Annotated in this window: 20 protein-coding genes; 15 read left to right on the top strand and 5 right to left on the bottom strand. The window is 68.4% G+C overall.

Features of this window, described 5'->3' with window-relative positions; translation table 11 throughout:
* Positions 1 to 59: 59 nt before the first annotated feature.
* The 9 genes from VEC57_02045 (at position 60) to VEC57_02005 (ending at position 11367) form a co-directional block, all read left to right on the top strand.
* Entirely contained in the window at positions 60 to 437 is a 378-nt protein-coding gene (locus tag VEC57_02045) for an antibiotic biosynthesis monooxygenase (protein ID HYB97892.1), read from the top strand.
* Positions 438 to 444: 7 nt separating this feature from the next.
* Complete coding sequence (locus VEC57_02040; GenBank protein HYB97891.1) at positions 445 to 2988, top strand: hypothetical protein; 2544 nt, start codon at positions 445 to 447, stop codon at positions 2986 to 2988.
* A gap of 75 nt (positions 2989 to 3063) precedes the next feature.
* Positions 3064 to 4758, top strand: a complete 1695-nt coding sequence (gene ilvD / locus VEC57_02035; protein ID HYB97890.1) for a dihydroxy-acid dehydratase — start codon at positions 3064 to 3066, stop codon at positions 4756 to 4758.
* A complete protein-coding gene (locus tag VEC57_02030) occupies positions 4759 to 6042 on the top strand; it encodes an MFS transporter (protein HYB97889.1) in 1284 nt (427 codons plus the stop codon).
* A gap of 109 nt (positions 6043 to 6151) precedes the next feature.
* Complete coding sequence (locus tag VEC57_02025; GenBank protein HYB97888.1) at positions 6152 to 7177, top strand: DnaJ C-terminal domain-containing protein; 1026 nt, start codon at positions 6152 to 6154, stop codon at positions 7175 to 7177.
* Positions 7174 to 7434 (top strand): chaperone modulator CbpM, encoded by a 261-nt coding sequence (locus VEC57_02020; GenBank protein HYB97887.1) that lies wholly within the window; start codon positions 7174 to 7176, stop codon positions 7432 to 7434. Before VEC57_02025 ends, VEC57_02020 begins: the two co-directional genes overlap by 4 nt.
* Before the next feature lie 11 nt (positions 7435 to 7445).
* Positions 7446 to 8210, top strand: coding sequence for an RNase H family protein (locus VEC57_02015; protein ID HYB97886.1), 765 nt, complete (start codon positions 7446 to 7448; stop codon positions 8208 to 8210).
* 41 nt (positions 8211 to 8251) lie between these two features.
* Positions 8252 to 9814: an ankyrin repeat domain-containing protein gene (locus tag VEC57_02010; protein HYB97885.1), complete on the top strand. Its 1563-nt coding sequence runs from the start codon at positions 8252 to 8254 to the stop codon at positions 9812 to 9814.
* Complete coding sequence (locus VEC57_02005; protein ID HYB97884.1) at positions 9811 to 11367, top strand: hypothetical protein; 1557 nt, start codon at positions 9811 to 9813, stop codon at positions 11365 to 11367. The genes VEC57_02010 and VEC57_02005 overlap by 4 nt, the downstream gene beginning before the upstream one ends.
* A gap of 97 nt (positions 11368 to 11464) precedes the next feature.
* Here VEC57_02005 and VEC57_02000 read toward each other — a convergent pair whose 3' ends face one another.
* Positions 11465 to 13006, bottom strand: coding sequence for an AMP-binding protein (locus VEC57_02000; protein HYB97883.1), 1542 nt, complete (start codon positions 13004 to 13006; stop codon positions 11465 to 11467).
* 128 nt (positions 13007 to 13134) lie between these two features.
* On the opposite strand from VEC57_02000, the gene VEC57_01995 reads away from it, so the two are divergent.
* Complete coding sequence (locus VEC57_01995; GenBank protein HYB97882.1) at positions 13135 to 13533, top strand: hypothetical protein; 399 nt, start codon at positions 13135 to 13137, stop codon at positions 13531 to 13533.
* Entirely contained in the window at positions 13500 to 15134 is a 1635-nt protein-coding gene (locus tag VEC57_01990) for a S8 family serine peptidase (GenBank protein HYB97881.1), read from the top strand. Before VEC57_01995 ends, VEC57_01990 begins: the two co-directional genes overlap by 34 nt.
* Positions 15135 to 15143: 9 nt before the next feature.
* On the opposite strand, the gene VEC57_01985 is transcribed toward VEC57_01990, so the two are convergent.
* The gene (locus tag VEC57_01985) at positions 15144 to 15827 is read right to left on the bottom strand and encodes a DUF1698 domain-containing protein (GenBank protein ID HYB97880.1); all 684 of its coding nucleotides are present in this window, start codon (positions 15825 to 15827) and stop codon (positions 15144 to 15146) included.
* Between the two features lie 85 nt (positions 15828 to 15912).
* Between VEC57_01985 and VEC57_01980 the strand changes: the two genes are divergently transcribed.
* Genes VEC57_01980 through VEC57_01965 form a run of 4 tightly spaced genes read left to right on the top strand, consistent with a single transcriptional unit; the run spans position 15913 to position 19087 of the window.
* On the top strand, positions 15913 to 16749 hold the full coding sequence (locus tag VEC57_01980; GenBank protein HYB97879.1) for a protein phosphatase 2C domain-containing protein: 837 nt from the start codon (positions 15913 to 15915) through the stop codon (positions 16747 to 16749).
* Between the two features lie 54 nt (positions 16750 to 16803).
* The gene (locus VEC57_01975) at positions 16804 to 17232 is read left to right on the top strand and encodes a pyridoxamine 5'-phosphate oxidase family protein (GenBank protein HYB97878.1); all 429 of its coding nucleotides are present in this window, start codon (positions 16804 to 16806) and stop codon (positions 17230 to 17232) included.
* Positions 17232 to 18056 carry an SDR family oxidoreductase gene (locus tag VEC57_01970; protein ID HYB97877.1) on the top strand — a complete coding sequence of 275 codons (825 nt, stop codon included), beginning with the start codon at positions 17232 to 17234 and terminating at the stop codon, positions 18054 to 18056. The genes VEC57_01975 and VEC57_01970 overlap by 1 nt, the downstream gene beginning before the upstream one ends.
* Positions 18053 to 19087: a right-handed parallel beta-helix repeat-containing protein gene (locus tag VEC57_01965; protein HYB97876.1), complete on the top strand. Its 1035-nt coding sequence runs from the start codon at positions 18053 to 18055 to the stop codon at positions 19085 to 19087. Before VEC57_01970 ends, VEC57_01965 begins: the two co-directional genes overlap by 4 nt.
* Positions 19088 to 19140: 53 nt before the next feature.
* On the opposite strand, the gene VEC57_01960 is transcribed toward VEC57_01965, so the two are convergent.
* The 3 genes from VEC57_01960 to VEC57_01950 all read right to left on the bottom strand — a co-directional run bounded on the left by VEC57_01960 (position 19141) and on the right by VEC57_01950 (position 23968).
* The gene (locus VEC57_01960) at positions 19141 to 20301 is read right to left on the bottom strand and encodes a serine hydrolase domain-containing protein (GenBank protein HYB97875.1); all 1161 of its coding nucleotides are present in this window, start codon (positions 20299 to 20301) and stop codon (positions 19141 to 19143) included.
* Between the two features lie 72 nt (positions 20302 to 20373).
* Positions 20374 to 21792, bottom strand: a complete 1419-nt coding sequence (locus tag VEC57_01955; GenBank protein ID HYB97874.1) for a hypothetical protein — start codon at positions 21790 to 21792, stop codon at positions 20374 to 20376.
* 190 nt (positions 21793 to 21982) lie between these two features.
* On the bottom strand, positions 21983 to 23968 hold the full coding sequence (locus VEC57_01950) for a protein meaA (GenBank protein HYB97873.1): 1986 nt from the start codon (positions 23966 to 23968) through the stop codon (positions 21983 to 21985).
* Positions 23969 to 24030: the final 62 nt, after the last annotated feature.

The raw sequence follows: 24030 nt of genomic DNA, 5'->3' as shown, positions 1-24030 counted from the left end.
CGCCGGGGCATTCGTCGTTAGTCTCGCCGGGTCCGTAATCCACGAGCGAGGTGAGACGCATGTTTGTCGTGACCAACCGAATCCCTGTCGCTGCGGGCCATGAGGCCGACTTCGAGGATCGGTTTCGCAAGCGCGCTCACCTGATCGACCGCTCGCCGGGCTTCATCAAGAACCTGATCCTGAAGCCCGTGCAGCGGCGCTTCGATCATGCCACCGGCGGCTGGAAGGAATCCTCCGAGCAGGGCTACTACCTGGTGCAGACATACTGGGAGTCGGAGGAAGCGTTCTGGGCCTGGACCCAGAGCGAAAGCTTCCGCATAGCCCATTCCAACCGCCCGCCGGCCGAGATGTTCGCCGGCCCGAACGTTCTCGAGATTCACCAGGTCATCCAGACCACGGAGGCAGCCGAGCAGCAGGCTTCGGCGCCAGCGAGCTGATCCCGGAATGCATCTGCTTCGGTTCACCCTTCCCACCGCGGCCCTGATCGCGGCCGCTTCCGCGCGCGTCGCATTCGCCGTCATCACCGCCGACCACGCCGACGACGTCTGCGCGCCCGCGGCCAATCCCTGCGTGGTCACCGACCGCGTCATCGTCGTCGACAATGCGACCCTGGATTTTGGCGTGCGCGAGCTCGTGGTGACGGGCAATGGCCAGCTCGATTTCGGCGCCGACATCGGCACCGTGCTGGCCGGCACGACCACCGTCGGCGGCAAGGGCATCAATCTTCAGGCGGGCGGCGTCGGCTTTCGCGGCACGGTTACCGCCCGCCGCGCCTGCTCCAACAACGTCGCCATGCCGTGCCTGCAGCACGCCGAGTGCGGGGCGGGAACGTGCTCGGTGGGCAGCGGCAACCTGAGCGTGACGGCACCCGTGACGGGCAAGACCGTCACTCCCGGCGATCTTTTCCTGAACGCGACCGGCGATCTCGCCCTTGCCTCCAGCATCGACCTCAGCGGCAGCCAGGCCGAGTCGGACGGCGGGCGCGTCACGGTCCGTTCCTACATCGGCGCCGTCAACGTCACCGGAGCCGTCAAGGTCGACAGCGGCATTTTCGCCTATGGCGGAGAATTCAACGTCACGGCCGGCACGGACATCGACATCGGGACCGCGGTCAGCGCCACCGGCGGCGACTTCGACGGCGGCGAGATCACCATGAATGCCGGCCGCGACATTCTCATCGACGCCGATATCACCGTCAGCTCGATCGGCGGCAGCGGCAGCGGCGGCTTCACCGACATGACGGCCGGGCGCGACATCGTGCTCTCCGGTGGCTCCGGGGCCGACCGCGTCGTCCTCTTGTCGGAAGGCCACACGGACGTCACCAACTTTGCGGGCGACGGCGGCGATCACCTGCTCTTTGCGGGCCGCGACATCGTCGTCGGCCAGTTCGTCAGCCTCGTCTCGCGCGGATCGGTCCCTGACGGCTACGGTGGCGAGGTCGCACTGAACGCGGGCGGCGACGCCACCGTGCACGGGACGCTGGAGGCGCTGTCGGACGGGCTCAGCGGTGACGGCGGCTTCGTCGACGTCAGTGCGGACGGCATCGTCAACGCGTCGGCGACCTCTCTGCTCAGCGTGGACGGCGGCAACGTAGGGATCGGCGAGATCAATTCCGGCGAAGACATGACGCTGGCAGGGGCCATCAGCCTGATCGGCCGCCAGGGCGGCTTCGGTGGCTTCTTCTCGGCGCGCAGCAGCGGCGACATGACCGTCAGCGGCACGCTCACCGCCAACCGCATATCGGCGGAGGTCGAGCTGGAAGCCTGCCGCATCCACTTCACCTCTACCGCCAACTACAACAACAACTCGCAGGATGGCGTCAACACGCTGATCGCACGCGAGAGCATGCGCCTGGACGCAGGCAGCTTCCTGTTGGCGCGCACGGGCGCCACCGCGGGCGAGAACGTCCTCATCTACCGTGATGCGGCCAAGCCGCCGGTGCGCAACGGCACGATCACTCCGGCGCCGGTCCTGCAGGTGAATGCGAACCTGCTCGGCTGCCCGGTGTGCGGCAACAGCGAGATCGACCAGGGCGAGACTTGCGATGACGGCAACACGGCGCCGAACGATGCCTGCACGGCCGACTGCCAGCTCGCCGGCTGCGTCGCCCAGACAGTCGGCGGCTATCCCGCCAATCCGCTTTGCAGTGACGGCAGCGAGTGCACCGTCGACACGTGCGACGTCCAGAACGCGACCTGCACGCACGTCACCGACTGCAGCGACGAAGTCAGCTGCACCGTCGACACGTGCCAGGGCACCGTCTGCGTGCACACCCCGAACAACGGCTCGTGCAGCGACGGCAACTTCTGCGACGGCACCGAGGTGTGTGACCTCGAAAGCGGCTGCGTCGAGGGGACGGCGCCGAACTGCAACGACAGCATCGCGTGCACGACGGACGCCTGCAGCATGCAGCTCGGTGCGTGCACCAATACGCCGGTGCACGCGATGTGCGCGGACACCACGTTCTGCAACGGCGACGAGCTCTGCTCGGCCACGCTCGGGTGCATTCCGGCGCAGCCGGCAACGCGCAACTGCAGCGACGGTTTCGCCTGCACGACCGACACGTGCAACGAGACGAGCGACAGCTGCGATCACGCCACCGACGACGCCGCGTGCGAAGACGGCAACGAGTGCACCATCAACAGCTGCGAGGTCGGCATGGGCTGCGTCAAGGAGCCGAGCGGCCTGCCGCAGTGCCCGGTCACGACGACCACGACCATGCCAGAGACGGTGTGCGGTGACGCCACGGGCAACGGTATCGTCCAGGCCAGCGATTCGCTGGCGGCGCTGAAGACGGCAGTGGGCAGCGGCCAGTGCGAGCTGTCGGTCTGCGACGTCAACAGCAGCGGCAGCATCACGGCCAGCGACGCCCTGGCCATTCTCAAGGCCGCCGTCGGGCAGCCGGTCGAGCTGAACTGCGAGGGATCGGCCGCCGGCGCCGAAATCTCAACCACCACGTCGACGACGACGACGATGCCTCCCGACTGAAGAGCGGCGGAGCGGCGCGCCTCGCTCGCCCCGTCATTCTTTTCGGGTATGCTGCCGTGCCGGAGAGCACGGCCGATGTCGCAATCGACGCAGACCACCGGACTGAACCGCAACAGCCACCACATCACCGAGGGCACCGAGCGCGCACCCAACCGCTCGATGCTTCGCGCGGTCGGGTTTCGCGACGAGGACTTCGGCAAGCCCATCGTCGGCATCTCCAACGCCCACAGCGACATCACGCCCTGCAACGCCGGCATCGGCGAGCTGGCCGTCGAGGCGGCGCGCGGCCTGCGCGAGAGCGGGGCGATGCCGCAGACCTTCGGCACCATCACGATCAGCGACGGCATCTCCATGGGCACCGAGGGCATGAAGTGCTCCCTGGTCAGCCGCGAGGTCATCGCCGATTCGATCGAGACCGTCTGCCGCGGCCAGATGATGGACGGCATCCTGGCCATCGGCGGCTGCGACAAGAACATGCCGGGCGCGATGATCGCCATGGCCCGTCTCGACATCCCCGCCGTGTTCGTCTACGGCGGCACGATCAAGCCGGGCCATCTCAACGGCAGGGACCTGACGGTGGTCAGCGTGTTCGAGGCCGTCGGCGAGTACGATGCCGGACGGATCTCGCACGAGGATTTCTGCGCCGTCGAGCGCGCCGCCATTCCCGGCAAGGGCGCCTGCGGTGGCATGTACACCGCCAACACCATGAGCAGCGCCTTCGAGGCGATGGGCATGAGCCTGCCGGGGTCCTCCACCATGGCGGCCGAGGATGCGGAGAAGGCCGAGAGCGCCTACGAGAGCGGGCGTGCGCTGGTCGAGATGATTCGCGCCAACGTGACGTCGCGCCGCATCCTGACGAAGAAGGCCTTCGAGAACGCCATCGCCGTCAACTTCGCCGTCGGCGGCTCGACCAACGCGGTCCTGCACCTGCTCGCGATCGCGCATGCCGCCGAGGTCGACCTGACGCTCGAGGATTTCGAGCGCATCCGTCGCAAGGTCCCGGTCATCGCCGATCTGAAGCCGTCGGGCCGCTATGTCGCCGTCGACCTGCACCGCGTCGGCGGCATTCCGCTGATCATGAAGATGCTGCTCGCGCGCGGCCTCATCCATGGCGACTGCCCGACGGTGACGGGAAGGACGATCGCCGAGAACCTCGAGCACGTGCCCGCCGATCCGCCCTCGGGCCAGGACGTGGTGCGTCCGTTCGACGACCCGATCTACAAGGACGGGCACCTGGCGATCCTGCGCGGCAATCTGGCCACCGAAGGCGCGGTGGCCAAGATCAGTGGTCTCAAGAGCAGCAAGATCACCGGGCCTGCGCGCGTTTTCGATTCGGAGGAGGACGCCATGCGCGCCATCCTCAACGACCGCATCGTCAAGGGAGACGTCGTCGTGATCCGCTACGAGGGGCCCAAGGGCGGCCCGGGCATGCGCGAAATGCTCTCGCCGACCTCGGCCATCATCGGCAAGGGCCTCGGCGACTCGGTCGGCCTGATCACCGACGGCCGCTTCTCGGGCGGCACCTACGGTCTGGTCGTCGGGCACGTGGCGCCCGAGGCCGCCGTCGGCGGCACCATCGCGCTGGTGCAGGACGGCGACATGATCACGATCGACGGGCAGAAGGATCTGCTCGAGCTGCACGTGGACGAGGAGGAGCTGGCTCGCCGCCGCGCACAGTGGAAGGCTCCCGAGCCGCGTTACCGCACCGGAGTGCTGGCCAAGTACGCCAAGCTGGTGTCGAGCGCGTCGCTCGGCGCGGTGACGTGCTGAGTGGCGGCCAAGCCGTGGTGGTCGTGGCTGTTCTTCTACTCCCGCACGCCCGAGGGCGTCACGCAGCGGCAGTGGAAGGTGCTCGGCGCCCTCGGTCTTACCTATCTCGTCAATTCGTATGACCTTGGCCTGCTGGGTCTGGCGCTGCCGCAGATTCAGCAGGGGCTCGATGTCACCGAGAGCGGTCTGGGCAATCTGACCGGCATCGTGCGCCTGGGCGTGCTGCCGGCGCTGGCGCTGAACATTCTGGCCGACCGCATCGGGCGGCGGCGCCTGCTGCTGGTGACGCTGCTCGGCTTCACCATCTGCACGTTCCTGACCGCGTTCTGCCGCACCCCGGTGGAGTTCGCCGTCCTGCAGTTCCTGGCGCGCATGTTCATCTACTCCGAGGAGATGCTGGCCATCGTCGTCGTGACCGAGGAGCTCGACTCCCATGCCCGAGGCTGGGGCATCGGTCTGATGGTCGCCTTCGGCGCGTTCGGCCACGGCGTAGCCGCTCTCGTGTTCTCGCAGGTCGACGTGCTGCCGTACGGCTGGCGCGCGCTCTACTTCATCGGCGCCTTGCCGCTGCTGCTCATCGTGTGGTTTCGCCGCACGCTCGAAGAGACGCACCGGTTCACCGAGCAGGCGCGGCGGCGCGCGGCGGCCGAGGTGCCCACACTGATGCTCGACCCGTTGCGCAAGCTGCTGACGCGCTACCCCTGGCGCCTGCTGGGCCTGGCCATGGCGCTGATCCCCGTCTCGTTCGCCGTCGGCAGCGCCCTGCAGTTCCAGTCCAAGTACCTGCAGGAGATCCACGGCTACACACCCGCCAACGTCAGCATGCTGTTCCTGCTCGGCGGGCTGCTGGCCATCACCGGCGGCTTGCTGTGCGGGCGCGCCAGCGATCGCTTCGGGCGCCGTCCGGTGCTGTCGGCTGCCATCGTCATCAATGCCATCGGCATCGTCGGCCTCTACAACACGGCGGGCTACGTGCTGCCGATGTTCTGGATCATGGTCATCTTCACCCAGTTCGGCATCGACGTGCTGTTCGCGGCCCTCGGCAGCGAGCTGTTTCCGACCTCCTATCGCTCCACCGCCTCGGCCGCGCGCAGCATCGTCGCCACGGTGGCGATCGCAGCGGGCCTGGCCGCCGAGGGCCTGCTTTACGACGCGCTGGGCAGCCACTCGGCCGCCATCACCGCGATGGCGTGGTGCTCGCTGGCGGCGCCGCTGCTGCTCCTGACCCTGGTGCCGGAGACGGCGGGACGCGAACTCGAGGAGATCGCGCCCGACGACGACTGACGCGTGCGCGCCGGGCGACGGCCTGCGGGGCGAACGTTGCTCCGCACCGCCGTCCGCATCCGGGCCGCCCGCGCCTTGTGCGACGCGCCCTCGGCATTAGGATGGCCTCGTGGAATTCCAGGACTACTACTCCGTGCTCGGGGTTCCTCGTGACGCCAGCGCCGACGACATCAAGAAGGCGTACCGCAAGCTGGCGCTCAAGTGGCATCCCGACCGCCACAAGGACGGCAAGGACCGCGACGAGGCGGAGAAGAGGTTCAAGCGCATCGCCGAAGCCTACGAGGTGCTTTCGGACTCGGAAAAGCGATCCAAGTACGATCGCTTCGGGCAGAACTGGCAGCACGGCCAGGATTTCCAGCCGCCGCCGGGCGAGCAGCGCATGTCGCCCGAGGAGTTCGAGGCCGCCTTCGGCCGCGGCGGCTTCTCCGAGTTCTTCGAGTCCCTGTTCGGCGAGCAGCTTCGCCGCCAGCAGGGCGGGCACGCCCGCCACGGCCGTTTCCGCCATCGTGGTGCCGACGTGCGTGCGGAGCTGTCGTTGCCGATCAGCCAGGCGCTCGCCGGCGGCAAGAGCCGCTTCGACATCCCCGTCAACAAGACCTGCGACCGCTGCGGAGGCGTCGGCTTCATCGGCGAGCACGTCTGCCCGGCGTGCGTCGGTGTCGGCCGCGTGCGCGAGCGGCGAACGATCGACGTCGCCATTCCGAAGAACGTGCGCGACGGCATGACGATGCGGCTCAAGGGCATGGGCGAAGCCGGCGACACCGAAGGCGAGGCCGGCGACCTGTATCTGACGATACGCCTGTCCTCCGACGAGGTGTTCCGCCTCAACGGCGAGGATGTCGAGGCCGATCTCCCGCTGGCGCCCTGGGAGGCGGAGCTCGGAACACGCGTGGGCGTGCGCACGCCCACCGGCAAGGTCAGCCTCAGCGTGAAACCGGGAACCAAGGCCGGCGCCAGGCTGCGCCTTCGCGGCAAGGGGCTCGAAGACAGCCGCGGGCAGCGCGGCGACTTTTATGCCATTGTGCGCCTGGCGCTGCCCGAGCTCGGGCCCAAACAGCTCGAGCAGCTCCGCAGGCTGGCCGAGGTCACACCGGGCAAGGTGACGGGCGGCGCCCGCGAGGAGCTGGAGCAGTGACGCGGCAGGTGCGAGTCGTCATCGAAGGCGAGAGCTATCTCAGCCTGGAGACCGTGGCCGAGTGCTACCACTGCGAGGTGTCGTGGGTTCGCGAGGTCTACGAATTCGGCCTGCTCGGCAGCGGCCGCCGCGTCGGGTCGGACGTGGTCATTCCGTCGCACGTGCTCGATCGTCTGGCAGCCATCATCCGCCTGAGCCGGTACTACGGTCTCAACCTCGCCGGCATCGCGCTGGCCCTGGATCTCGACGAACCCTGACGCTGGCGACGGTGGACGAGACCATCGAAGTGTGGGCGTTCACCGATGGTGCCGCCAAAGGAAATCCCGGCCCCGGCGGCTGGGGCGCCGTGCTGTGGGTGGCCAGATCGACCGTCTGCGAGCTCGGTGGCAGCGGCGGCCATACGACCAACAATCGCATGGAGCTGACGGCTGCCCTGCGTGCGCTCGAATGGATCGGCGCAGCGGCCGGCGCTGCGGCATCGCGCACGACGATCCTGACCGACTCGACCTATCTGATCCGCGGCGTGACGGTCTGGACGAAGAGCTGGAAGCGCCGCGGTTGGAAGACTGCCGAAGGCGGGGATGTCGCCAATCGCGATCTGTGGGAGGCCCTGGAGATCGCGCTCGCCCGGTGCGCGAAGGTCGAGTGGCGCTACGTGCGCGGACACGTGGGAACGCCGGGCAACGAGCGGGCCGATGCCATCGCCACCGGCTTTGCCAGCGGCAAGCACGTCGATCTCTATCAGGGCGCGTACCGCGGATACGCGCACGATCTGGCAGCGATCCCGCAGCCCGGCGCGGCGCCGTCGCCGAAAGAGTCCGCCAAAGCCAAGAAAGCCTATTCGTATCTGAGCGTCGTCGACGGCGTTCCGGCGCGCCACGCGACGTGGGCCGAGTGCGAACGCCGCGTGAAGGGACGCTCGGGCGCCCGCTACAAGAAGGCCGCGTCCGCCGAAGACGAGGAAGCGATGCTGGCCGAGTGGGGTTTCTCCTTGCAGGATCTGCCGTCGGGTCCGTCCGTGACCAAAGGCTGACGCAAGTGCGGAAAGTTCCTCTGGGCGCAACGACGGCGTTGGTGGCCATTGCCCTGACGATTGCGCAGCCGCCGGCCGCGCGATGCCAGCGTGGCGAACGTGGTGGCCTCACGCGCGCCGTCATCGAGGCGGCAGGCGCTGATGCCGGCCGGCTGCGCGCGCTCCTGGACGACGGCGCGCCCGTCGACGTCCGCTCCCGGGCCCGACAGACTCCGCTTGGGGAGGCGGCCGAACGCGGCAACGTCGAGAGCCTGCGCCTTCTCCTGCAACGCGGCGCCGCAGCCGACACGCCGGCAAAGGCAAACCGCACTCCGCTTGCGCTGGCCGTTCTTCAGGCGCGCGTGGAGACGGCGAGGGCGCTCATCGAAGCCGGCGCCGATCCGCTCGCTGGCGGTCCGGCGCGTTCGGCAGTGCAGATCGCGGCGGCGCGCGCCAGGAGCCGGTCGTTCGAGACGCTCGTGCAGGCCGTCGGCGAGGCGCCGGTTCGCCAGACGGTGCTCGACGCGATGCTCGTGCGCGCCGCGGCCGCCGGACGGCAGGACCGCGTCGCCGAGCTGCTCGAGCTCGGCGCGCGCGCGCAGGCGACGGCGTTCGGCGAGAGCGCATTGTTCGCTGCCGTCACTGCCCGGCACGCTCCGCTTGCCAGGCTGCTGCTCGAGCACGGTGCGGCGCCGGACGCGCGTGCCAGGGGCGCCGCGACGCCGCTCGATCTTGCCGTTCGGCAGGACGACCTCGACATGGTCGCGACCCTGACGCTTGCCGGCGCTTCGTGGGAGCGCACCGGGCAGAACACATTGGCGCGACGGGCGCGGATGGCGCTTCGCGGCGCCGACGGCGCCGTGGTGCTCGCGCTCGAGCGAGCCGGCGCCATCGATCGGCGCGATACCGAAGGCATGACGCTTCTCATGCGCGCTGCACAGTCGGGCGTGGTGACGATGGTGCGCGCGCTGCTCGAGCGCGGCGCCGCCGTCGATGCGCAAAGATGGGTGCCGGCGGCCAGCGCATCGATTGCCGATCGCGCCAACTTCTTCGCCGACGACGCCGAGGCGCAACGGCCGAGCGACGGCTGGACCGCGCTGATGCTCGCCGCCGCCGCCGGGCAGGCCCGCACGGCCGGCGAGCTGCTCCAAGCAGGAGCCGACGTGAATCATCGCAGCGCAGCCGGCCGCACGGCGCTGATGGTGGCGACGCTCTACGGGCACGGTGCCCTCGTTGCGCAGCTGCTCGACGCCGGCGCCGACAAGTCGCTTCAGGACGAGCACGGCGAGTCCGCCGCGACGCTGGCCGAAACCGGCGGGCGCGTCGAGATCGGTGCTCTGCTCGGCGTTGCCGTCTCGGCGGTTCCCGAAAAGCCCAAGCCGAAGACGCAGCCTGCGGAGGCCAGTGACAAGTCCGCCGCTCCACGAAGTGAGGCCGCGCCGCCGCGCAGGGGCAGCGATGCGGCCGCGCCGCCACGCGATACGCGCCGCGCGCCGGCACCGAAGAGCCGCGGCGCTGCCGTCCCTGAGCGGCAAGACGAGCGGAGCATTCTCGAAAATCTCCGGCGCTCTCCGGCGCGGCCGCAGAATCGGCCGGCGTCGCCCTCGCAGCGGGGGCCGTCGTGAAAGCGGTGCGCGCCATCGCGGTGACTCTGCTGCTCGCAGCGGCACTGAGCGTCTGCGCGGCCTACGACATCACCGGCCGCGCGATTCTGGCCGACAACCAGATCTTCTTCTTCCTGTCCGAGCGCGCGGCGGCGGGAGTGCCGCCGCACGTTTCGATGGCAGATCCGAAGACGCAGCTCAGCTCGCTCCTGTCGGGCGCCGCCATTGCCGCCGGTGCGATCGCGGGCATCGACCCGGTCATGTCCTTCCGCGCCTTGAGCGTGGCCTCGGTGTTGATGAGCGTATGGCTCGCGTACCGGCTCGCAACCATGTTGTCGGGCCATGCGGTGGCGGGCGTGGCAGCTGGCGCGGCGCTGATGGTGGTCGAAGGGTTGTTCCTGGAGGGAGCCTCGGGCGGCCGGCCCCACGTGTTCACGGTCACGGCCATGCTGGCGGCACACGTGCTGATGATCGCGCGAAGGTACATCGCCAGCGGTTTCGCCGCTGCGTGCGCGCTGCTGTGCTGGCAGCCATCGGCGATCGTGCTCGGGTCGATCGGACTGTCCCTGCTGTTGTCGCGCGAGGCGCCGCTGCGTCGGGCGACGCTGGTGGCGCTCGGCGCGGCGATCGCGGCCGCAGCGTACGAGGCCTACTTCGTCTGGCACGGCGTCGCCGGCGAGCAGCTGTTCCAGGAGTTCGTGCTGCCCACCGGCAGCATCCACCGGATGGACAGCCTCTTCGAGAACTTCTGGTTCGTCGTCACCGACGCACGCGCCTATCGCGCATGGCCGCGGCTGTTGCCGGCCTTGTTCCTGCTCGTGGTGCTCGTGCGCTGGGCGGGTGCTCTGGCACGGCCGCGCGCCGTCGTCGAGACCGTGCGCGCGCGGCCGGAGGTCACCGCCTTCTGGATCGCCGCGCATCTCGGATTCGCGTTCACGGTCTACGAGCACCAGGCGCATCCCGACCTGCTCCTGGTGCAGCCGTATTACGCCGTGGCATGCGGATGGCTGCTCGGCGAGCTGCTGCTGCTCGGCAGCCCCTCACGTCGCCGCATTGCCGTGGCCTGGGCAGTGGTGATGCTGCTGCTGGGCTGGGGCTACATGCAGGGACGTCTGATCGCCCGCCTGATCGGCCCGGGCGCCGCGTTCGGCCTTGCGGATCAGCGTGCGATGGCCGATGCCATCCGCCTCTACTACGACCACCGCCGTACCGTCTGGATGCTCGGGCCCATGCATCTGCTGGCGCTGCTGCATCAGAACAACTGGGTGCCTTACGGCTTCTTCTGGGACGATCTCAACCGGCACATGGACACCGATGCCTACCGCCCGCTGCGCGACGGGCGCATGCCCAACATCATCGTCAGCGGCCGCGGCATCGTGCCCGGCCAGGCAGGATGGCGCCGGCACGAGTACCAGGACGTGACGCCGCCGCGCTTCCAGGTTCACAACGTGCGAGTGTTCGCGCGCAAGTTCGACGCCGATGGCATACCGCCGCCGCCGGCGCCGCGCGCGGGAGCGGCTGCGGCTGGCAAGGGCGGCGACAGCGCGGCACCACCCATCGCTCCCGAGAACTGAAGCGCTTGCCGGAAAACCACCTCGGCCGCGGCGCCCGATCGCTCGACGCGAAGAGCGACGCACGCGTCGCGCCCGATGAGGTCCCGCGCCCGGCCGCTCAGGCGATGCGCGACTGCCGTCCGCTCCAGTAGCGATCGCGAAGCAGCCGCTTGTAGAGCTTGCCGGTGGGATGGCGGGGCAGCTCGGCCTCGAAGTCGATGCTGCGCGGACATTTGATCTTGGCGAGCTGGCGCTGGCAGAAGTCGATCAGCTCGCGTTCCAGCTCCGGGCCCGCGTCGGCCATGTCCATCGGCTGCACCACGGCCTTGACCTCTTCGCCGAAGTCCTCGTTGGGAACGCCGAAGACGGCCACGTCGGCGACCTTCGGATGCGTGATGAGCACGTTCTCGGCCTCCTGCGGATAGATGTTGACGCCGCCCGAGATGATCATGAACGCCTTGCGGTCGGTCAGGTACAGATAGCCTTCCTCATCGACGTAGCCGACGTCGCCGAGAGTGCTCCAGCCCTTGTCGTTGTGCGCCTGGCGCGTCTTGTCGGGATCGTTGTGGTACTCGAAGCGGCCGCCTTCGGCGAAGTAGACGGTGCCCGGTTCGCCGCACGGCAACTCGTTGCCGTCATCGTCGACGATGTGGAGCTTGCCCAGGATCGGCTTGCCCACCGACCCCTTGTGCCGGAGCCATTCCTCCGAGGTGATCGCGCAAAGACCGTTGCCCTCGGTGCCGCCGTAGTACTCGAACAGGATCGGCCCCCACCATTCGATCATCTGCTGCTTGACGGGAATCGGGCAGGGCGCCGCGGCATGGACGGCGACCCTGAGGCTCGACAGGTCGTGCGCGCGCCGCTGGCTCTGGTCGAGCTTGAGCATGCGCACGAACATCGTGGGCACCCATTGGCTGTGCGTGACGCGATACTTCTCGATGAGCGCGAGAGCCTGCTGCGGGTCGAAGTGCTCCATGATGACGCAGGTGCCGCCGAGACGGTGCACCGTCATGTTGAAGCGCAGCGGAGCGGCGTGGTAGAGCGGCGCCGGCGACAGGTAGACGCTGTCGGCGCCGACGCCGTAGAGGCCCGCCACGAACGCCACCATCGTATTGGGCGTGCCTGCCGGCTGTCCGCTGAGCGGTATCTTGACGCCCTTGGGCTTTCCCGTCGTTCCCGACGAGTACAGCATGTCGGCGCCTTCGAGCTCCTCGGCCAGCGGCTCGGGCGCAAAGCGGGCCACGGCCGTTTCATACGAGTCGAAGCCGTGCAGGGGTTGATCCACCATCAGGCGCGCGAGGAGCCCGCCGCACGAAGCGGCCGCTTCGGAGGCCACGTCGGCCTTGGCCGCCGACGTGAACATCACCTTGGCGCCACAGTCGCCGACGATGTAGGCGACCTCGGCCGGCGTCAGGCGCGAGCTGATGGCGGTGTAGTAGAGGCCGGAGCGCTGCGCCGCCCAGCAGATCTCGAGGAAGCGCGGATGGTTCTCCATCATGATCGCGATGCCGTCGCCGCGCCGCAGGCCCAGCGACCAGAGCATCTGCGCGCATCGGTTGGAACGCTCATCGAGCTGGCCGTACGTCACCACCTCGCCGCTGTCGGCCATGATGTAGGCGGGCTTGTCGGGATTCTCGGCGGCATGGGCGGCTGGATACACGGCGGCCTCCTCGTAAGGGCGGGCGATTCTCTGGACCGCGCCACGCGCATGCAAGTCGGTGACATCCGCGGCGCGGCGCGGCGGCGCGACTGTCTTCCGCGCTGCGCCTCGAATACATTTCCTGGACCGTGCGATGCTTCATGCTGGCGGTGGCGCAGGCTTCGACGCTGGACCGCTACACCAACAACTTCAGCCTTTTCTTCCTGCTCGAAGAGTTCCGCCCGCCGCACTATCCGGCGCGTCTGGCCGTGCACAGTCATGCGTTCTTCGAAGTCGACGCCGACGAGATCGGCGCGGACCTGGAAGTGAGGCTGCTGCTTCTTCGCGGCGCCGAGATCGTATTCGCCTCCGACTCGGTCGCCGTCAAGCCGGCAGGCGAGCGACACCGCGTGCGTATCGGTGGGCTGGCCATTCCCGAACCGGGTCAGTTTCGGGTCGCCGTGGAGTGGCGGCGAGCCGGATCGGAGGCGGCCTGGACGCGCGAGGCGGTGACGTGGCCGGTCAAGGCGAACTCTCCGCTGCAGTGATGCACGCGCGCTTCGTTCTGACCCTTGCGGCCGCCTTCCTCGCGACGGCGGCAACGCTCGGTTACGGCGCCGATGCCGGTGTATTGGCCGAGCTGGCGAGTAGCGGCCGCGTGCATCCGCTCGTGCTCGAGCAGCTCGGGCAGGCCGACCGCGTGCGGGTATTCCTGGAGCTGGACCTGAAGGCGGCAGGCGCCGGAGCGCACGAAGAGCAGAGCTGGCAGGGACGCAGGCCCTGGGTGCAGGCCACCCGCGAGGTCGTCGCTTCGGATCTGGCGCCGCAGGGCTTCCACATCACGCACCGCTTCGAAGGATTGAGCTTCGTGGCCGGGTGGATCGATTCGCAGGCTTCGGCGGCGGCGCTGCGCCATCCGCTCGTGCGGCGCATCCTGCCCGACTCGGGCGGCAGCAAGGCGCTGCTGCAGTCGCTGCCGCTGGCCAATCTGAGCGACACCCGCGCGGCAGGCCTGACCGGCGCCGGAGTCACGGTGGCAGTCATCGACAGCGGCGTGCAGAAGTCGCACCCGGCGCTGGTCGGCAGCGTCGTGGCCGAGGCCTGCTACTGCTCGGAGGACTGCTGCCCCAACGGCAACGCGGAGCAGCATGGATCGGGTGCTGCCGCCGACGGCGACGGTCATGGCACGAACGTCACCGGGATCATCGCATCCGGTGGCGGCGCCGGGGCTCCGGTGGGCGCGACGCCCGACGTCGACATCGTCGCGGTGCGTGTGCTCGACGATGACGGGTTCTTCAGCACCACGGCCGACATCGCGATGGCACTGGACTGGGTTCGGCAATGGAGCGACGCCAACAACGAAGACGTCGCCGCCGTGAACATGAGCCTGGCGACCAATCTGCTGTCCCAGGGCAACTGCGACAGCACGTTCATCGCGCTGGCGCAGGCCGCCGACGCCATCCGCGACATCGGCGTTCTTCCCGTGGCCGCCAGCGGCAACAACGGGAGCGGCACCATGATGGCTGCGCCTGCGTGCATCAGCGACGTGGCGTCGGTGGCCGCGGTGTGGGACGCCAACGTCGGCTCGCCCGACGTCTTCTGCCAGGAGCCATCGACCGCGCCCGACAAGATCACCTGCTTCAGCAACCGCAATCAGCTGACCGATCTGCTGGCGCCCGGAGCTCCCGTGACGTCGACCGGGCTCGGCAGCACCGTCTCGACCTTCTTCGGCACCTCGCAGGCCGCTCCAATGGTGACCGCCTGCGCCGCCGCGCTGAGGCAGGCCGACGAGGATCTCTCGCCGTCGCAGATGCTGACGGCGATGGTCGATTCGCCCACGAGAATCTTCGATCCGCTGACGGGACGCTCGATCCCGCGTCTGGACTGCCTGGATGCGGTGATGCGCGTGGCGGGCACCACGACCACGACGCTATCGCAGGAGCTGTGCGGTGATGCCGACGGCAACGGAAGCGTGGTGGCCTCCGATGCCCTGACGGTCCTTCACGCCGCGGTGGGGCTGAGCGTGGCGTGTCCGCCTTCGCGCTGCGACTTCGACGGGAGCGGCACCATCGCCGCCTCCGACGCCTTGTCGACGCTGAAGCGGGCGGTGGGCCAGAGCGTCAACGCCGGCTGCTCCGCCGAGGCCTGAGACCGATGTTCACGGGTAGGCCGCGAACAGCGCGCGCTGGCTCTCGCCGGCAAACGACCTCGCCTGCGAGATCTTGTCGGCGCGGGTAAAGCCGTTCTCGAGCAGGAAGCGGCGGACCCATTCGTGCGGATCCGGCCCCATGTCCGGCATCTTCTTGGCCCAGCTTTCCTTGTGCTCGTCGGACTGGCCCATCTCGAAGAGACAGACCTTGCCGGTCTTCTGCGCCACGAGTCGAAGGATCCGCTGCGCGTACTCGACGCCGTTCTGGTACATCATGTGATGGATGACCGACAGGAAGATGACGGCATCGAACTTCGGCAGGGCCTCGAGGAGCTTCTCGTCGACGGCCGACATCAAAAAGCCGGCACCCTGTAGATCGTTGAGGACGACCTGGCTGGTGCAGGTGAAGATCCGGCGCTGATCGAAGTCCACGCCCACGCTGAAGGGAATGCCCGAGCGGGCGGCACGCACGACGTAGTAGCCTTCCGAGCAGCCGAGATCGACCAGGCTCCTGGCCCCGACCGCAGTCAGAACCGGGGCGATCGCATCCCACCGCACTTCGCAGTCGCGGACGCCAAGGACGTAACCCCCGGGCGTAAAAACCGGCTGATAGACCTCGTAGCTGCGAAGGTGCAGGCGATGAATGGCGGTGGCAGCCGTACGCAGTAGCGGCTTGACGGGCTTGCGTTTCACGAGTCGATCCTCGACAGGGTCATGGATTCTGGGACAAAGGACGCTGACCGTACCTCGCCCGTTCTGAAGAGGCTAACCTTCAACGATGGCTGATCTCCTCGATGACGAAGCTCGCGTCCGGGCGGCACTGACCCGCTGCAGCGACGCGGCCGCAGGCGCGACCGACGTGGGCCGCGTGCGCCGTCGCAACGAGGATGCCTATTGGGTGGACCGGCGCGAGCGCTTCGCGCTGGTGGCCGATGGGCTCGGCGGCCTGCCCGATGGACACATCGCCAGCCGCGTCGCCGTCGTGGCGGCGGCGCAGTTGCTGGAGAGCCGCTTCGATGCGCGCTCGAGCGCGCCGGCCGTTCCCTCGCGGCCGCAAACGGTGGCGCGGCAGCTCGGCACCGATCTCGGCGACGCGTTCGCCGCTGCGCAGGAAAGGGTTCTTGCGCAGCCGCGGCCGGCAGCCGCGGAGCTGACGATGGCCACGACACTGATCGGCGCGGCCATCCAAGACCATGTCGCCGTGATCGCCCATGTCGGCGACGTGCGCGGCTATGTCTGGCGCCAGGGCCGCGCCGCCTTCGTCACCGTCGACCATTCGCGGCTGGGCACGCTCGTGCGCGAAGGTGTCCTCACCCGCGAGGCCGTGCGCCACCGGCCCGACCGCAACATCGTCACCGAGGTGCTGGGCATTCCCGAAGGCTACAATGTGGACGTCGACACGGTCGGGCTCGAGGACGGCGACGTGGTGGTCCTATGCAGCGATGGTCTGTGGGAGGCGGTCGACGAGGAAGGCATGGCGAGGCTGCTCGCGCACGCCGGCTCGGCGGCGGAGGCCGCCACCTGGCTCATCCACGCCGCCAACTCGGCTGGCGGGCGCGACAACATCACCGTGGTCGTGATGCGCCACGCGGGGAACGGGAGCGCTGCCGCCTGACGCACGCCTTGTCTTGCGTGCCTCCCGTTCCTACAGTCGGCCGCGGAGGTCCAGATGCCAGGAAAACTGACCGCTAGCGAGTTGCGCGAGTTCCTCTCCCTGCCGGAGATCGGCGTGCTGTGCACGGTGGATGCGCAGGGGCGGCCCGAGGGCTCGCCGGTGTGGTTCGAGTACAACGACGAGAAGATCTACATCCACGTCGACGGTACCTCCAAGAAGGCGCGCAACGTGGCGGCCAATCCCCACGTCTCCCTGACGCTGGATACGCGGGTGGCGCCGTACAAGGGTGCCATCCTGCATGGAACCGTGCGCATGCTGCCGCCCGATGACGGCATCCGCCGAAGCACCGCCCACCACTATCTGGGCGCCGACATGGGCGATGCATACCTGGAAATGACCGCCGACGGCTTCGACAGCACCGTGCTGCTGGAGATGACGATCACGAGCCGCTTCACCTGGGACTACGCCAAGAGCCTGGTGTGATGAAGCTGGCGGGGAAGAACGCATTCATCACCGGCGGCGGATCGGGTCTCGGCGCGGCCATCGCCCGATCGTTCGCCGGCGAAGGGGCGCGGGTGTGCGTCACCGACATCGATCTGGCCGCCGCAACCGCCGTGGCCGCGCAGTGCCCGGACGCGGTTGCGCTGCGGTGCGACGTTGCGAGCTCGGCTTCGGTGCGCGATGCGTTCGCCGCCTTCGACGAGAAGGTCGGCGACGTCGACATCCTGGTGAACAATGCCGGCATCATCCACACCGATCCCGACTACATCCAGACCATGCAGGAGCAGTCGCAGGCGCAGGTCATGGAGCTGATGTCGACGGGCACGATCAGCACGCATCTGGATTGCGTCGATCGCATCACCGACGAGATGTTCGACCGGATGCTCAGGATCCATCTGTACGGCACGTTCTACTGCACGCGCGAGGCGCTGCCGCGCATGAGGCGGCGGGGGCAGGGCGGGCGCATCATCAACATGGGCTCGATCATGGGGACCGCTTCGCTGCAGGGTGCACCGGATTACTGCGCCGCCAAGGGTGCGATCTTGGCGTTCACGCGCGCGACGGCTCGCGAGGCCGCCAGCTACGGCGTCCTGATCAACGCGATCGCGCCCGGGTACATCGAGACGCCGCTCCTGGATCCGCTGCAGGAGCAGCAGAAGCGCTTCATCGCCATGCAGACCCCGCTGCAGCGGCTGGGCAGGCCCGAGGAGATCGCAGCCGCCGCGCTGTTCCTTGCCGGCCCCGACTCGACGTTCGTCACCGGTCAGGTCCTGTCGCCCAACGGCGGCATCTACATGTCGCAATGAGAAGATTGCCGCGGGCAATCGCGGCCGCGGCTGCGTGTGCATGCGTGCTGGCGGCCGCGCCATCGAGTGGCGAGACGCTGCGGGTGACGTCGGCGGCGGATTCGGGCGCCGGCTCGCTTCGCGCAGCCATCGAGGAAGCCAACCTGGCCGAAGAGCCTGCGACGATCTCGATCGCCATCGACGCCGCTGACGCGATCATCGTCGAGAGCGCGCTGCCCGAGATCACGGCCGACGGCACGGTGATCGACGGCGGCGGCGCGACCATTCGCGAAGGTCCCGGCTGCGTGCGGCCCGGCGGTAAGGCCGGCTGCGATGGCCTGGCCATCACCGCCGCGCACGTGACGGTGCGCAATCTGACGGCGGCCGGCTTCACCTTCGACGGTGTCTCCGTGCGAGGCGCCAAGGCGAACCACGTCACGATCCGGGACGTCGTCGCGCTCGACAATCTCGATGACGGCGTCGGGGTTTCGGCCGCCGCCGGGCCGGTGCTCGTGGATCGCTGCCTCCTCATGGGCAACGGCTTTCGCACCAAGGGCAAGGGGCTGCTGGTATTCGACCACGCCGAAGCGACGTTGCGGGACAGCGTGGTGGTCGCCAACCGTGATGGCGTGACCGTCACCAAGAACAGTCACGTGCGCCTGGAGCGCAGCATCATCGCCGGAAGTTTCGACAAGGGACTGGGCGCGGGTGACGCACGCATAACCGGCACGGGCAATCTGATCGTGGCCAACGGGACCGGGGAGGAGTTCGCCGAGAAGGTGCCCAACGGCGACGGCCTGCGGCTGTCGCTGGCGGCCAAGGCCGTCCTGACCGACACCCACATCGATGCCAATGGGGACTCGGGTGTCGTCGCCATCGACGGATCGATGGCCGAGCTGCGCGGCGGAAGCGTGGCCTCCAACGGCGGCTTCGGCATCGTGGCCTCGGGTGATGCCAACGTGCAGGTCAGCGGCGTCGTCGTCGAGGACAACGCCAAGGGCGCGGTCAGCACGCGACAGGGCGGCCGCACCAACCTCCGCCCGCCAAGATAGGCCGGCGTCCCTCTTCCCGGCTCCCGCCGGAACGGGCAACGGCAGTGGCCTGCTCAGACGATGCCGAGCTGCGCGTAGGCCGCCGCCTCCACGCTCATCGCGGTCTGCACGGCGCCGAGGTCGAAGAAGGGCAGGATCTGCGTGAAAAACGCTCCGGCCATGCCGCTGGTGCGATCGATCCAGTAGTAGGAGTTGAAGAGACCCGCCCAGTCGCCGGTGCCCGCGCGCCGCATGCCGGGCAGATCCTCGAGCACGACGTGCAGGCCAAGGCCCCAGGTCTGCCGCACGGGCGGCGTGGCGACGTCGTTGGTCAGCTCGGGCACGGCCGACTTCATCTGCTCGGGCAGCGCGATGCCCGAGAGCTGATCGCTGAACATGAGGTCGCTGGTGTCTTGCTGCAGGATGCGCGCGCCGTCGAGCTCGCCGCCTCGCAGCAGGGCGCGAAGGAAGCGGCCGAAGTCCCCCGCGGTCGCGTAGACGCCGTGGCCGCCGGCCCAGAACTCGGGCCGGCCTTCGAACTCGAAGCCATTGAGCTCGAGTTGCGCTCCCACGCGCTGATGCACGGGCATCATCCGTGAGCGCTGCTCCTGCGTCGGCGTGAAGGAGGCTTCCTTCATGCCAAGGGGCTCGAAGATGTGCGACGCGAAGTAGCGGTCGAGCGTCTTGCCGCTCACGCATTCCACCACCAGGCCGAGCCAGTCGGTGTTGACGCCGTATTCCCAGCGCGTGCCCGGATCGCTGACGAGCGGCGTGCGGATGGAGATCTTCCGGCCCGTGATGACGGTGGGCGTGTCGGTGAGGTCGTGGTAGCGCAGCAGGTCGGCGTTGCTGAACCAGTAGCCGTGCCCGGCGGTGTGCGTCATGAGCTGGCGGATCGTCGCCTGACGCGCAGGCGGCCGCAGGCGCGGGCGATTGCCGTCGAAACCTTCGAGCACCTGCAGCTCGCCGAACTCGGGCACGATGCTCGCCACCGCCGCATCGAGGGAGAGCCGGCCCTGCTCGACGAGCTGCAGAGCGGCCACACTCGTGACCGCCTTCGTCATCGATGCGATGCGGAACATCGTGCCGGTGCCGTGCGGTGTTCCGGCGGCGGCCTCGTGCAGGACGCCGTCGCGTCCGATGATGATCGCCACCGCGCCGGGAACGGCGCCCGAATCGGCTGCGGCCTTGATAGTCTGATCGATGGTGCGCCAGTCGGAGGACGGGTTGCTCATGGCTCCTGCTACACCGGGAGGAGCGATGCGCAAGCGGCCGCGACGGCGCGGCCCCTAGGCACCGCCACGCTCCTAGTCGAAGATCTGGACGTCGACCTCGGCGTCCTCGACCGTCTCCAGTCGCTCGTTGAGCGCCCGGACGATGCCGGCGCTGACCTCGGCGCCGTCGACATTGCTCAGGCTGCACTCGATGACGGCGTGCGTGCCGGCGGCCAGCGGCGAATCGAAGTACAGGCATGCGGACAGATCGTCCTGGTCGTGGCTGACCGCGCTCGCGCCGATCAGGACCTCGCAGGAGGTCAGGTTCGTATTGGACACGCGGGCGTCAACGGTGGCGGCACTCAATGCTGCTTCGCTGCTGACAGAAATCCGCAATGTTGCAGCAGCAGGCACCGTCGACGTGGTGCTCGAGGTATTCGTGGTGCTGCTGGTGGGGGTCGAGGTCGAGGTGACGGTCGAGGACGTGCTCGGGCAATCCACGCACGGGATCGTCGTGGTCGTCGTGCAGTCAGGGCACAAGGTCGTCAACGTGCTCGAGCTGGTCGTGCTCGAGCACGCGGCAACATCGCAGCCGATGGTCGTCGGCGGCGTCAGCGGATGGCAGTCACGCGTGCCCGTGTGCTCGACGGTCGGGGAAATGGGCCGCAACGAAGGATCGGTCGCATCGACGACCTCGATCACGAAGACGTCGAAGTCGTCCGCGTCACGGGAGCCCGTTCCTTCCACCATGCATTGGAAGAGATCGGCCGGCCCTTGAATGCCGTTGAGCGAGATCACTCCGTAATAAAGGGACTGGCCCAGCTCGTTGAACGACGTGATTCCGCCCTGCGCGAGCCCCACGCACTCCACCGACGGGCCAGTGCCGCGAAACTGCACGCCCGGGTCGGTCGAGTTCACTTCGACCTGCAGCGCGCCGATCTCTTCGCCGGATGTCACCGAGAAGACGACCTCGCATCGCGTCGGCGGATCGACGCCACTGGCCGTGCCGCGGCTGTCTTGCGCGGCCCTGGCGCCCGCGGTCACGGTCGTTGCCTGCGCGGAGGGGCAGAGGAGGTCGAGCGTTTCGCCTGCGCACACCGATGGCGCGGCCTCGCAGCTTTCGTCGCAGGGGCAGGCGCACACCGTCGTCGTCGCCTGCTCCAGCGCGCTGGCCGCCGGAGCCTCGCCAGCGAACGAGCACGCCAGCAGGGCATCGCCGCCGACGTCGCAGCCTTCGATGATCGCGACGATTACGTCCATCTCGGCTCGCTGGTGTGTCAGCGTGCAGCCGGCAGCCTGCGCGGTCGCAGTCAGCGTGCAGGACACGGCTTCTGCAGAGGCAGCCTGGCCCGACGCGGCACCGGCCTCCTCTCGGTCTATCTCGATGCGCAGGCGCTCGCAGCCTGCATCGTCGGCAACACCAAGGAAGCGCAAGGCCGGCGCCGATCCTCCGCCGTCGTCGCAGGCTGACACGAACCACAGGCCAAGGACGAGGAGGAGGGCAGCGGGCAAGGATGGCATGTGGCATCCAATCACTGCCGTACTGGAGCGGTCAAGGCTGAAATGGCCTGTGACTGTGATGACACGCGCGCCGGCGAGCTGCTTTGCAGCACCGGCGCACGGACGATCCGGGATCGGACGTGGCGCAATTCCGGCCTCGGCGATCGCATCCCGGAGGTTGCGTCGCCGTCGGCGGCGCCGCCTATGCCGCCTGCTTCTGCTCCAGGATCTCGAGGATGTCGCTCATGATGCGGGTCAGCTCGAAGTTCTTCGGCGTGTAGACGCCGGCCACTCCGCTCTTTCGCAGCTCGCGCGCATCGTCTTCGGGAATGATGCCGCCGATGATCAGCGGCACGTCGCCCATGCCGGCCTTGGCCAGCTGCGAGAGCGTCTCGGGCACCAGCGACATGTGCGAGCCCGACAGGATCGACAGCCCGATGGCATCGACGTCCTCTTCCTGGGCCGTGGCCACGATCTCTTCGACCGTCATGCGGATGCCCTGGTAGATGACGTCGAACCCGGCGTCGCGTGCGCGCACCGCGATCTGCTCGGCGCCGTTGCTGTGGCCGTCCAGCCCGGGCTTTCCCACCAGCAGCCGCGGCACGTGCCCGAGCCGCTGCGTCAGGGCGGCTACGCGGCCGCGCACGCCCTCGAGGTCTTCGCTGGCAGGCGCGGCCTGGCCCGAGACGCCGGTCGGGGCGCGGTACTCGCCGAAGATCTCGCGCAGCGTATCCGACCACTCGCCGGTGGTGACGCCAGCCAGCGCGCAGCGGATGGAGGCGTTCATGATGTTGTCGCCACCGATGGCCGCGTCGCGCAGGCCGCGCACGGCGGCGTCGACCTCGGCCTTGTTGCGCGAGCTGCGGAACGCCTGCAGGCGCTCGATCTGCTCGGCCTCACCCTTGGGATCCACCTTGATGATGGCGCCTTCGGCATCCGCCATCAGAGGCGAGGGCACGGTTTCGGTGAAGCAGTTGACGCCGACCACCTTCTGCTCGCCGGCTTCGATGCGCCGCACGCGGCGCGCATTGGATTCGACCAGGCGCTGCTTCATGTAGCTCGACTCGACGGCCGCCACGGCGCCGCCGAGCTCGTCGATCCTGGCCATCTCCGCGCGCGCTTCCTCGATCAGCTCGCGCACGCGCGCCTCGATGACCTTGGAGCCGTTGAAGATGTCCGGGTACTCCAGCAGGTCGGTCTCATAAGCCATGATCTGCTGGGTGCGCAGCGACCACTGCTGATCCCACGGCCGCGGAAGGCCGAGCGCCTCGTTCCAAGCCGGCAGCTGGATGGAGCGCGCGCGAGCGTCGCGCGAGAGCACCACGCCGAGCATCTCGAGCGCGATGCGGATGGCATTGTTTTCGGGCTGCTGCTCGGTCAGCCCGAGGGAATTCACCTGCACGCCGTAGCGGAAGCGGCGCTGCTTGGCGTCGGTGACGCCGTAGCGCTGCGCGCCCATCTCGTCCCACATCTGCGTGAACGCGCGCATCTTGCAGACTTCCTCGACGAAGCGGATGGACGCGTTGACGAAGAAGGAGATGCGCGCGAACACCTGTCCCATGTCCTCGCCGGCAACGCCGCGTGCGCGCACGGAGTCGAGCACGGCCTGCGCGTTGGCGAGTGTGAACGCCAGCTCCTCGACCGGCGTCGCGCCCGCTTCCTGCAGGTGATAGCTGCAGATGTTGATGGGGTTCCACTTGGGAATCTCGCGCACGGTGTAGGTGATGATGTCGGTGGTCAGCCGCATCGAGGGTTCGGGCGGAAAGACGTACGTGCCGCGCGAAAGGTATTCCTTGATCAGATCGTTCTGGATGGTGCCGGAGAGCTGGGCGGGCTTGACCCCCTGCTTCTCGGCCACCGCGATGTAGAGCGAGAGCAGCCAGGCGCCCGTCGCATTGATCGTCATGGAGGTGTTCATGCGGTCGAGGGGAATCCCCTCGAACAGCGTCTCCATGTCCGCGATGCCGCAGATCGGCACGCCTACCTTTCCGACCTCGCCGCGCGCGAGCGGATGGTCGCTGTCGTAACCGGTCTGCGTGGGCAGATCGAAGGCCACCGACAGGCCGGTCTGACCCTTGGCGAGGTTGCTGCGGTAGAGCTCGTTGGAGAGCCTGGCCGAGCTGTAGCCCGAGTAGGTGCGAATGATCCAGGGAGCGTCTTTCTTCGGGGCCTGATCGCGCTTTTCCATGACGGCGGGAACCAGTAGCAGGGCAGGTCAGGTGGCTCAATCAGGAGAACAGGGTCCGGCTT

It is taken from the genome of Candidatus Limnocylindrales bacterium (assembly GCA_035626395.1).
Taxonomy (GTDB): Bacteria; Desulfobacterota; Binatia; order UBA1149; family CAITLU01; genus DASPNH01.
The sequence above is the reverse complement of the archived record's forward strand: the minus strand, read 5'-3'. Positions and strand labels throughout refer to the sequence as shown.